We start from the raw sequence: 223 nt of genomic DNA on the forward strand, positions 1-223 counted from the left end.
GGGTTCGTAGGTTCGAATCCTACCCCCTCCACCATTTTTTTATAAAAAATTTAATATTTATGTAGGGGTATAGTTTAATGGTAAAACGAAGGTCTCCAAAACCTTTGATGTGGGTTCGATTCCTGCTACCCCTGCCATTTTTATTTTGTGGCGGTCGTGGCGAAGTGGTTAACGCACCGGATTGTGGCTCCGGCATTCGTGGGTTCGATTCCCACCGTTCGCC

General features: G+C 46.2%; 2 tRNA genes. Both read left to right on the forward strand.

Features of this window, described 5'->3' with window-relative positions:
- Positions 1-63 precede the first annotated feature (63 nt).
- Positions 64-137: transfer RNA gene (locus RZN25_18470), tRNA-Trp, on the forward strand.
- Between the two features lie 13 nt (positions 138-150).
- Positions 151-223 (forward strand) — tRNA-His (locus RZN25_18475).

It is taken from the genome of Bacillaceae bacterium S4-13-56 (assembly GCA_040191315.1).
Taxonomy (GTDB): domain Bacteria; phylum Bacillota; class Bacilli; order Bacillales; family JAWJLM01; genus JAWJLM01.